The sequence below is a fragment of the Mesorhizobium sp. B2-4-6 genome (genome assembly GCF_006442775.1).
GTDB lineage: Bacteria > Pseudomonadota > Alphaproteobacteria > Rhizobiales > Rhizobiaceae > Mesorhizobium.
In genome coordinates, this window is the sequence record NZ_VFVI01000003.1 from 395,998 (window position 1) to 405,326 (window position 9,329).

Here is a 9,329-nt window from a genome sequence, read left to right on the forward strand (position 1 = left end):
TGCGCGCGTCGCTTCGTTCCTTGCTCCGCCCTGGAACGGCGAAGGCGACAAGCCTCGCTCCCCTTGCCCCATCGATCCGCCTCCCGCTGCCTCACGACAGCGTGGCGCCCGCGCCCTATCTCCATATCCAAACCAGGGATGGAGCCAGGATTGACCGCAGCACAGGAAGCTAACCAACAGGCCCCTGTCGGCGCCATGCCGGTGCTTGGCCTGCTCGGCGCGATGCTTTCCGTGCAGGTCGGCGCCGCCTTTGCCAAGGGGCTGTTCCCGGTTCTGGGCCCGGAAGGCACGACCATGCTGAGGCTCGCCATTGGCGCGCTGATGCTGGCGGCGGTGCTGAGGCCCTGGAAAGTGCTGCCCTCGCGCAAAAACCTGCCCTGGCTCGCCGCTTACGGCATCACCGTCTGCGCCATGAACATGTTGTTCTATGCCGCGCTCCAGCGCATTCCGCTCGGCGTCTGCGTGGCGCTCGAATTCACCGGGCCGCTGTTCGTCGCCACGCTCGGCTCCAGGCGCCTGCTCGACCTTGTCTGGGTGGCGCTGGCCGTCGTCGGCATCGTGCTTTTGTCGCCCTTTGCCGGTATCAGCCGCGGGCTCGATCCGACAGGCGTGGCGCTGGCGCTGGCGGCCGGCGCCTGCTGGGGGCTCTATATCATCTTCGCGCAGAAGGCCGGCGCCGAGCTCGGCGTGCGCACCTCCGCCTATGGCATGGCGATCGCCGCCGTGCTGGCGCTGCCCTTCGGCTTCAACGTCGCGCAGCCCTATCTCAGCGACCCGCACATCATGGCGGGCGCCGCCGTGGTCGGCCTGTTCTCCAGCGCGCTGCCTTTCTATCTGGAAATGCTGGTGCTCGTCCGTATGCCGGCCAAGGTCTACGGCATGCTGGTCTGCTTGGAGCCGGCGGGTGGCGCGCTGACCGGCTTTCTGTTTCTGCATGAGAAGCTCGACCTTTTGCAATGCGCTGGCGTCGCCGCCGTCATTGCCGCCGCTTTCGGCACGGCAGTTGCGGCACGGCGGCCGATGCCTTTGCCGGCCTGAATCCATCTTCCGAACACCTCGGCGGCGGCAATGTCCGACCGCATCCAGCGGTTGAAATAAGACTTAGGTCCTATGAAAGATTTGCAATAGGTCCGAGTGGACAAGACAAGGGTCGTGGGCCACTTCCTTATGCCTTGCTGATTGGGGATGCTTATGCTGCGACATTGCCGGTGGGGTAGTTCGGCCGACGGGCTGAAGGGCTGGCATGGGGAGAACGGAATGCGCGCATCGCGCGGGGGCTGCAGGCTAGTCTTGCCAGCGCTGGCTGCGTTGGCGTTTGTCGTCACACCTCTCAGTTTCTCCACCGATGGTCTCGTCGTGACCAAGGCCTATGCCGGCAAAGGTGGCGGCGGCGGCGGCAACAGCGGCGGCGGAAACAACGGTAACGGCAACGGGAACAGCGGAAACAGCAACGGCAATAGTGGCGGCAACAGCGACAATGGCAACAGCAGCGCGAGCGCGGCAAGCGCCGCCGATGTCGATAATCACGTCAACGCTGTAACCGGCGACAAGGTCGAGGCCACACGCAACAGAATCCAGGTCACGCACCGCAATGGAATGAAGGAGAGGATCGAGAACGGCCGGTTCAGGATGGAAGACAAGTACGGACGCACCATCGTCGACCGAAAAGCCACCATGGCCGATCTCAATCGCCTGAAGAATTTGTGAGACAGAGTTTGTGAGAGCGAGGTTTTATCGGGATTAGATCTTAAGGGACCGAAGGTCAGCGCTGCAAAATCAGGTTGCCACCTTTTGCTTCGTCTCTGCGGTCCTGATCGTCTTGCGGTAGAACTTGGCTACTCACCTTACCCCCGCCTTCGTGCGGGGGTAATTTTTTGCGCGGTAGAACCTGTCGTTGCGACATTGGTCAGCCATGGCGCCGGAAATGGTCCGACTGGCCGGGGCATGGGTCGTGGGCCGCTTTCGTCGCCCCGCCGGATATGAATTCTTCAAGACACCGGTTCCGCCTCGGCTATGCCGCGAGCGGAACTTCGGCCATGCCGAGATGGAACCGGAACGAGGAGAGAAGATGCAAAACATTCCTTTCAGCAAGCTCGTCTGGCTCGCCTTGCGCGCTTCGACCGCGCTGGCGCTCACCGTCACGCCTTATCACCTGACGCTCGACGGCGCCAAGTTGGTTCCATCCGCCGCCTATGCAGAGGGCGAAGGTGGTGGTGGCGGCGGCGAGGGTGGCCATGGTGGTGGCGGCGACGGCGGCCATGACGGTGGCGGCGGTCACGACGGCGGCGACCACGATGGTGGCGATCATGACGGCGGCGACCATGACGGCGGCGACCATGACGGTCAGGGTGGCGACCACGATGGCCAGGGTGATGATCACGATGGCGGCGACGACGGCGCCGAACACGATCATGGCGAAACTGCCGATGACAATGACGATCAGGGCGAGGACAATGGCGACGCGCCGCCATTGGTTACGCCCAACTAAGGCTGATGAGAGCGACCCGGGCATTCAGCACAGGCTGGTTCATACTGCGTGCCTCCAGCGCGCTGGCGCTGACCGTTGCGCCCTGGCACGTCATTTTTGAGGGTACACCGAGGATTGCCGTAGCCACGGCCGATGCCGGCAACGGCAATAGCGGTGGGAACGGTGGTAATGGCGGCAACGGCGGTGGCGGCAATTCCGGCTCGCCCGGCGGCTCGAATTCCGGCAATAGCGGCAACAGTGGGAACAGCAATGCCGGCGGCAATTCCGGCAACAGCAATGCCGGCGGCGGCAACCCCAATGCCGGGCCGGGCAACAACAGCGGCAAGGGCAATACCGATCCTGGCGGCAAGAACAGCTACACCAACGCTGCAACCGGCGACACACTCTCGATCGATGGCGACAAGGTTACTGTCATCCATCGCAACGGCATGAAGGAGCAGGTCCAGAACGGCCGTTTCGAGATGAAGGACGCGCAAGGCCGCACCATCATCGAACGGCAGGCGACGGAGGAGGATCTGTCGCGCCTGCTGAACCTGTGAGGGTTTAGGAATTGAAGAACTGAAGATCTGGGGAATTGAGGAACCCTTTCTTCTTCAAATCTTCAATTCCCCAATTCCTCAATTCCTCAATTCCTTTCCCTCGCCTCATGCATCAGCAGCGCCGCCTCGGTGCGGTTGCGCACGTTGAGCTTGGCGAGCACCCTGGTCATGTGATGCTTGACCGTCTTCTCCTGCAGCGACAGCCGGGCGGCGACCTCTTTGTTGCTGAGGCCCTCCGCGACAAGTTTCAGGATCTCGGCCTCGCGGCCGGTGAGTTGGCTGAGCGGATCGGGCTTGCTGCCGGTGGGCTGCAAAAGGTCGGAAAGCAGCCTCGCCGAGAGGCTCGGCGATACGTAGCTTTGGCCGCCGGCGACGTCGCGCAGGATCTCGGCCAGCGCCTTGGAGCCGACGCCTTTCAGCACATAGCCGCGCGCGCCGGCCTTCAGCGCCTGGGCGACGTCGGCGTTGGTCTCCGACACGGTGAGCATGACGACCTTCTGCTCGGGCATCGCTGAAAGGATGCCGGCCAGCGCGTTGAGGCCGCCGCCCGGCATGCTGATGTCGAGCAGAAGAATATCGGGCGTGCTGGCGCGCGCCAGCCTTTCGGCGTCCTCGGCGCTGGCGCCTTCGCCCACAAGTTCGAAGCCGCCTATCTCGCCGAGGCTGCGCGCCACGCCCTCGCGAAACAGAGGGTGGTCGTCGACTATTGCGATGCGGATGGATGTGCTCACGGTTGCTCCTCGACAGACAAGGTGATCACCAGCCTGGTTCCTCCCGGGCCGGTCAGCGTTTCGAACTGCCCGCCTATGCTTTCGATACGTTCCCTGAGGCCGGCAAGCCCAAGGCCCTCGCTTCGGGCCGGGTCGAAGCCGGGGCCGGTGTCCAGCACCTCGACCAGGAATTTGCCGCCTTTCGTCGTGGCTCTGACCTGCTGGCCCTTGCCCTTGCCGTGGCGGAAGGCGTTGTTCAGGCCTTCCTGCACGAAGCGATAGATGCTGATCTTTTCCGATGTGCCGAGTTCCGGCAAGCGCTCGGGCAGGGTTAGCAACACTTTGGTGCTGGTGCGCCGCTCATGCTCGGCCACCGCCAGCCGCAAAATGTCGGCGATAGCCTGCGTTTCGATCTGCGGCAACACCAGCCCGTTGCAGATGCCGCGTATCTCGCGCATCGCCTCGCCGAGCGTCTTGTGGATGCCGGCGATCTCGGCCTCGCGCAGCGCGCTCGATGTGGTCGGATCGACCAGCACCGGGCTGTCCATCCTGAGCGCGGCGAGCGCCACCAGTTGCGCGGGCCCGTCATGCAGGTCGGCGCCGATACGCCGCAGATACCGCTCGTTGATGGCGGTGGCGCGGCGCGAGGCGCGCTGGACGCGCTGGCGCAGCGACGAATTCTGCGCCAGCGCCGCCTGCAATTCGGCAACCTTGGCCTCGAGCGCAGCCTGTTGGGTGACGATGGTGCGGCTGCCGCGGAAAACGATGCCGGAGAGCAGCGCCAGCGCCGCCGCGGTGGCGGCCGCCACCACCAGCCACGTCCACAATAGGGCGGAGTGCAGCGATTCCTCGAAGTCGCCGGACAATTCGTAGAATTCGGTCACGGCGACGACCTCGCCCGACCAGGGCTCGCGCACCGGGTTGTAGATTTCCAGCAGCGGAACGCCCATCGACCGCTCCTTGTCATCTTCCTCGTCCTCGAGCCTGTTGTATTTGACCATGATATCGCCGGCGAAAGCGGCGATGAGATTGGCGTTGGGCTTGATATGCATGCCAATAAGGCTCGCGTCCTTCGAGTAGAGGATCGTGCCATCCCGCCGCCATAGTTTGAACGACACTAGCCGTTTCCCGAGCGCGCCTTGGCCGAGCGTCTCGTCCAGCGCCCGCTTGACGGTGTCGTCGAGCTCCTGGCTCTTGCGCATATCGGGCAGCAAGGGTGCGATCACGCTGTCGACATAGAGCGCGGTGGTGGCGGCGGAATTGTGCAGGACGCCGTCACGGATCTGCGATGTCACCCACAGCCCGACCACGAGCATCACCGCCAGAAGGCCGATGCCGCCCGCGATCACGAACTGCCAGGCCAGGGAGAGCCCGCTCCAGACTCGTGCAAGTCGCTTGAAATATCTCCCAAACATCGGCCCCGCTCACCCACCCGCTTGCAAGATTATAGGCGAGGGACGGCAATTGCGACACCGACCTTGGTCCGTGCCCATGGGGAAGGTTAATGGCGACGGGTTTGCGCGCTCGCGAACGGTCGGGCTTGGTTTCGCCAGCGGCAAGGGTGGCTCTCCCCGAGCGGCAAAAGCCCGCGTCATTCCTGTTGACGGAGAAGACGCGGGCCGGCTGCCACCTGAAATTATGGATGATTTTAGCAAGACAACCACCAATCGAGCGCCGGGTCCATACCAAAAGACGTATAACCTGCAAGATATAGCGCCACACCGCCCGCGCCTTGGCCTGAGGCGGTCTTTTTATCGGGCGTTGTAGGTGGAGACATATAGCGGCGGACCTGTCGGATGGATCGGCATGCAACCCGTCCACATTCGGCAGGCCGAGCCGCACCCTCGCGGCAGAAGACGCGGCAAAATTTGCCCCCAAAAGAAGTCAGGGCCACGGTGTTGATGGGTCGAACGGCCGCCGCATATACGATGGGCTTCACCTTGCGCTTCTTGGCAACGCACTATGGACGCCGGCACAAAAAAACAAAAAAGAAACCAGCGGCTGTCGATCTTTGAGCTCGAGGCTTTGCGGGAAGCTTTCAGGCAGTCCGTTCGTGAGAACGACGTCGCTGAAGCGGAATGGGCGCAGCACGCCGAGCTTTTCGTCAGGAGGGCGCTGCAAAAGGGCGGTCTTACGGGGGCTTGAGCGTTCGGGCGTAGAGCAATTCCAGCAAAAAGTGTGAGCGGTTAGGCTCGGCGCTTCCCCGCAGCCTTCCGTCCGGAATTGCGGCATCACGTCTCCAGCCGGTCGGACCATTGCGCTGGCGCATAGGACCTCAGCGACAATTGCGGGCGCAACGGGAAACGGACACTCTATCCGTGCGCCGGCTTCCCCCCAAGGAAACCCAATGGTCGGCGCTTTAGCCCGGCTTGTCTGTCAAAGAGCCGTACTCTTTTACCGCCAAGGCAAGCCGGGCTACCCCAGCCGCCGATCCGGCGCGCTCTCATGCTCGATACCGCTTGAAACAGGGCGCAAACTTAAAGAAATGCGCCTTCGCGGGTATCGTGACGCATGGAGTTTCCGCCGCGCCACCGTCGATCCGGGAACGCGTTAGGGTCGAGGCGTCCGACCCGCCGCTTTCGACGGAACGAAAAGCGGGGCAAGCGCGTTTTCCGCCGCTATGTCGAGGATCCTTCACCATAGCAAGGCCGAAAGGGCTTTTCAGGCCTCGGTTGCCGAGGCCGAGCGCCTGGCGCGCGCGCAAAAGAATGCCAGGCTGAAGGATCTTCGCACCCACGCTTCATGGCTGGTGCTCGACCCGCAGGCAAACTTCCAGGAGGAGATCGACTGTTCGGCGTTGTTCGGCGACCTGTCGATCCGAAAGGTCGTCCGCAACGGCTAGAGCAATTCCAGGAAAAATGTGTAACGGTTTTTCCGTCCGGAATTGCATAAGCACGAAGAGTTAGAGCCGTTCGGCGCTTCCGCGAAACGCTGAACCGCTCTTTAGCAATGAAAACGGTGGCTCGAGCCTCAGACCGCCTGTAGCCCGACTGCGCCATCCTCACGCGACATCTCGATGAGCCGCGCGACCGCCCATGGCGCCATCAGCGCAAAGAACGCCGTGACATCGAGGAAGAGCGACCGTGCCAGATCGAACCCGCTGTGGTCGTAGCAGACTGCGAACTCCATCACGCCTGACCCCTTGTTGACCCACCCATTGCGCCTGCCATTTCACGCGCTCGGCGAGCATGACCCTGATTTGCATAAATTACAAGGGACAGCTAATTTAGCTGTCGGGTGAGATTCCGCCGGGATGCGCGGCTGCGCCGGCTGAAGGATTTAGGCCGGCTTCGGCCAGAACAGCCAGGCGAGGACCAACGCCGCAAGCACCCAGAGCGCGATCATGAAGGCGAGCCCGGCCTTGCTCACCGGCTTCTCGCGTCGCTCGGCCTCTTCGCGGAATTCCTGCATCAGACCGGGCGGGACCAGCTTGACCGCGAGCATGATGCCGACAGGCACGATCAGCAGGTCGTCCAGGTAGCCGATGATCGGGATGAAATCCGGGATAAGATCGATGGGGCTCAGCGCGTAGGCGGCGACTGCGCCCGCGGCGGCTTTTGCATACCAGGGCACACGCGGATCGCGGGCGGCGATCCAGAGCGCAACCACATCGCGCTTGATCTTGCGCGCCCACCGCTTCGCCGTATCGAGTATCGACATGCCGCTTATATATGGGTGCGCGGGTCTTCAGGCCATTTGGCGATCGATGGCTCGGCCTCTCAGGCGCAGTCCTTCAACTCGACAACCTCGACGCCGAGGCGGAAAGCCTGGCCATCGGCATAGGAGCGCGCATATTGCTCGGCTTCGAAGGGAAATATGAGTGTCGTGCCGTAGGCGGTGACGCGCACCGTCCACTTTTGGCCCCTGACGAGTTCAACGCCGTGAAGCTTCGCCGTAACCATCTCACCCTCCTCAGATCCGGCACTTCGGCGACATCCGCATAACGTCGCCAAAGTCATTTGAATGCAAATAATCCGACTTAATCGTGTCGCTGCGGCGTCGATTCCGACATTGGGTCGTTTACGTCCGTGAAATGGTTCACCGACAGCGGCGCTTTTTTTTCGGCCGGGCCGCGAGCGGGCTGGATGGCCTGCCTGGAACCGCGACGGCTCCAGCGGGTTAGATTCCTGGTCCACAAGGAGATCGCCATGATCCGCAAGCTGAAATCCGGCGAATACAGGCTCTACTCGCGTAAAACCGATCCGAGAACCGGCAAGCGCCGCAATCTAGGCACCTTCAAGTCGCGCGAAGCGGCGGAAAAGCACGAACGCGAAGTGCAGTATTTCAAGCGCCATTAGACCGGTCATCGTCCCACGACAGAGTCGCAGCCCCGGCTCACCCATGCGGTCGCGGCGGGGTGCGTGGGCGAGGGTGGCCCGGCACGTTCGAGCCGATATGGTCCAGGTCGCAACGTCGCGTCACCATCTCGATCGACGTGGTGTCGACGGTCACGCGCCCCAGAACCTGCACGGTCGTGCGTCCGAGATCCTCGTCGACATGCACGACTTCGCCCTCGAGTCTGAGCTTGTCGCCAGCCTTGGCATTGGGCTCGACCATCGAATATTTATGGCTGTCGCCGTCGAGCCTCAGCATCACGCGGTCCTCGGTGCGTTCGACCACCGTGGCGATGACAGCCACCCTGTCGCCTATCTCCACTGCCGGCCGTGTCATCGCGGCCTCCTTTCCGCCCTCGGCGGTATCTCGCCGACGGAGCCGGCTGGCGCCACGCTGTGTGTCGGCAGCCGCTGAAATAAACGGCAAAACAAGCATTTGGTTGCCGCCGGCCGCCTGCAGAGGCCGGCGTTGACCCCCGGCGTTTGCCCGCTGCCCTCAGGCCGACAGCGCCAGGGCGACCGCATCGGCGCCGGCGGGAAAGCGCAGCGTGCCGGTCGTGTCGTTGACGGCCCGCCACACGCTTTCGGCGACATCGGCTTCCCTGGTGGTCAGCGCCCCGGTCATCGCCGGATTGGCGAGATTGCCGAAGATTGCCTTGGCGAAATCGGCATAGGCCTCCGGGATGAGATCCTGGACATTGACGCCGGTGTTGGCGGAGAACCTTGTCGTCGGGCCGTAGCCGGGTTCGACCAGCTTGGCGAGCACGTTGAAGGGCGCGAGTTCCAGCGCTAGCGAGCCCGTGAAGCCTTCGATTGCCTGCTTGCTCGCGGTATAGGGCGCCGCCAGCGGGAAGGGGGCAAGCGCGGCGCTCGACGTTACGTTGACGATGACGCCGGAGCGCCGCTCGCGCATCTGCGGGATCACCGCCTGGGTCATCGCCATGACGCCGAACGTATTGGTCTCGAAGACCTTGCGGATATGCGCCATCGGCGTTGCCTCGAAAGCGCCGGCGACGCCGATGCCGGCATTGTTGATCAGCGCGTCGATCGACCCGGCCGCCTCGACCGCCGCCGCGATGCTGTTGTCATCCGTCACGTCGAGCGCAAGCACGCGCAGTGACGGCGAATGCGGCAGCACGTCATCGCGGGGGCTGCGCATGGTGGCAACGACGTTCCAGCCATTCGAGAGGAAATGGCGCGCCGTTTCCAGGCCGTAGCCCGAGGAAGCGCCGGTGATCAGGACGGTTTTCATGGGATT

General features: G+C 63.2%; 14 protein-coding genes. 7 read left to right on the top strand and 7 right to left on the bottom strand.

Going from position 1 to position 9,329, the window contains the following annotated elements:
• Positions 1-150 precede the first annotated feature (150 nt).
• From FJ957_RS12000 to FJ957_RS12015, 4 genes are all read left to right on the top strand, one after another.
• Positions 151-1,038 (top strand): DMT family transporter, encoded by an 888-nt coding sequence (locus tag FJ957_RS12000; protein ID WP_246685815.1) that lies wholly within the window; start codon positions 151-153, stop codon positions 1,036-1,038.
• A gap of 219 nt (positions 1,039-1,257) precedes the next feature.
• Entirely contained in the window at positions 1,258-1,707 is a 450-nt protein-coding gene (locus FJ957_RS12005; protein WP_140831560.1) for a hypothetical protein, read from the top strand.
• 361 nt (positions 1,708-2,068) lie between these two features.
• Positions 2,069-2,488, top strand: coding sequence for a hypothetical protein (locus tag FJ957_RS31805; RefSeq protein WP_181180546.1), 420 nt, complete (start codon positions 2,069-2,071; stop codon positions 2,486-2,488).
• Between the two features lie 5 nt (positions 2,489-2,493).
• The gene (locus FJ957_RS12015) at positions 2,494-3,027 is read left to right on the top strand and encodes a hypothetical protein (RefSeq protein ID WP_140831562.1); all 534 of its coding nucleotides are present in this window, start codon (positions 2,494-2,496) and stop codon (positions 3,025-3,027) included.
• A gap of 86 nt (positions 3,028-3,113) precedes the next feature.
• Here FJ957_RS12015 and FJ957_RS12020 read toward each other — a convergent pair whose 3' ends face one another.
• Together FJ957_RS12020 and FJ957_RS12025 are read right to left on the bottom strand one after the other, a co-directional pair.
• Positions 3,114-3,758 carry a response regulator transcription factor gene (locus tag FJ957_RS12020; RefSeq protein ID WP_140831564.1) on the bottom strand — a complete coding sequence of 215 codons (645 nt, stop codon included), beginning with the start codon at positions 3,756-3,758 and terminating at the stop codon, positions 3,114-3,116.
• Positions 3,755-5,152, bottom strand: coding sequence for a sensor histidine kinase (locus tag FJ957_RS12025; protein WP_140831566.1), 1,398 nt, complete (start codon positions 5,150-5,152; stop codon positions 3,755-3,757). The genes FJ957_RS12020 and FJ957_RS12025 overlap by 4 nt, the downstream gene beginning before the upstream one ends.
• Positions 5,153-5,699: 547 nt before the next feature.
• On the opposite strand from FJ957_RS12025, the gene FJ957_RS12030 reads away from it, so the two are divergent.
• Together FJ957_RS12030 and FJ957_RS12035 are read left to right on the top strand one after the other, a co-directional pair.
• Positions 5,700-5,882: a hypothetical protein gene (locus FJ957_RS12030; protein ID WP_140831568.1), complete on the top strand. Its 183-nt coding sequence runs from the start codon at positions 5,700-5,702 to the stop codon at positions 5,880-5,882.
• A 475-nt stretch (positions 5,883-6,357) separates the two neighbouring features.
• The gene (locus tag FJ957_RS12035; protein WP_140831570.1) at positions 6,358-6,579 is read left to right on the top strand and encodes a hypothetical protein; all 222 of its coding nucleotides are present in this window, start codon (positions 6,358-6,360) and stop codon (positions 6,577-6,579) included.
• A 128-nt stretch (positions 6,580-6,707) separates the two neighbouring features.
• On the opposite strand, the gene FJ957_RS31810 is transcribed toward FJ957_RS12035, so the two are convergent.
• The 3 genes from FJ957_RS31810 to FJ957_RS12045 form a co-directional block, all read right to left on the bottom strand.
• Positions 6,708-6,869, bottom strand: coding sequence for a hypothetical protein (locus tag FJ957_RS31810; protein WP_181177536.1), 162 nt, complete (start codon positions 6,867-6,869; stop codon positions 6,708-6,710).
• 147 nt (positions 6,870-7,016) lie between these two features.
• Positions 7,017-7,397, bottom strand: a complete 381-nt coding sequence (locus tag FJ957_RS12040) for a YkvA family protein (protein WP_140831571.1) — start codon at positions 7,395-7,397, stop codon at positions 7,017-7,019.
• A gap of 59 nt (positions 7,398-7,456) precedes the next feature.
• On the bottom strand, positions 7,457-7,639 hold the full coding sequence (locus FJ957_RS12045; protein WP_036258067.1) for a hypothetical protein: 183 nt from the start codon (positions 7,637-7,639) through the stop codon (positions 7,457-7,459).
• 246 nt (positions 7,640-7,885) lie between these two features.
• Here FJ957_RS12045 and FJ957_RS12050 point away from each other — a divergent pair, with 246 nt between their 5' ends.
• Entirely contained in the window at positions 7,886-8,035 is a 150-nt protein-coding gene (locus FJ957_RS12050; protein ID WP_140831573.1) for a hypothetical protein, read from the top strand.
• A gap of 37 nt (positions 8,036-8,072) precedes the next feature.
• On the opposite strand, the gene FJ957_RS12055 is transcribed toward FJ957_RS12050, so the two are convergent.
• Together FJ957_RS12055 and FJ957_RS12060 are read right to left on the bottom strand one after the other, a co-directional pair.
• Entirely contained in the window at positions 8,073-8,408 is a 336-nt protein-coding gene (locus FJ957_RS12055; RefSeq protein WP_140831575.1) for a hypothetical protein, read from the bottom strand.
• Between the two features lie 159 nt (positions 8,409-8,567).
• The gene (locus FJ957_RS12060; RefSeq protein ID WP_140831577.1) at positions 8,568-9,323 is read right to left on the bottom strand and encodes an SDR family oxidoreductase; all 756 of its coding nucleotides are present in this window, start codon (positions 9,321-9,323) and stop codon (positions 8,568-8,570) included.
• Positions 9,324-9,329 lie beyond the last annotated feature (6 nt).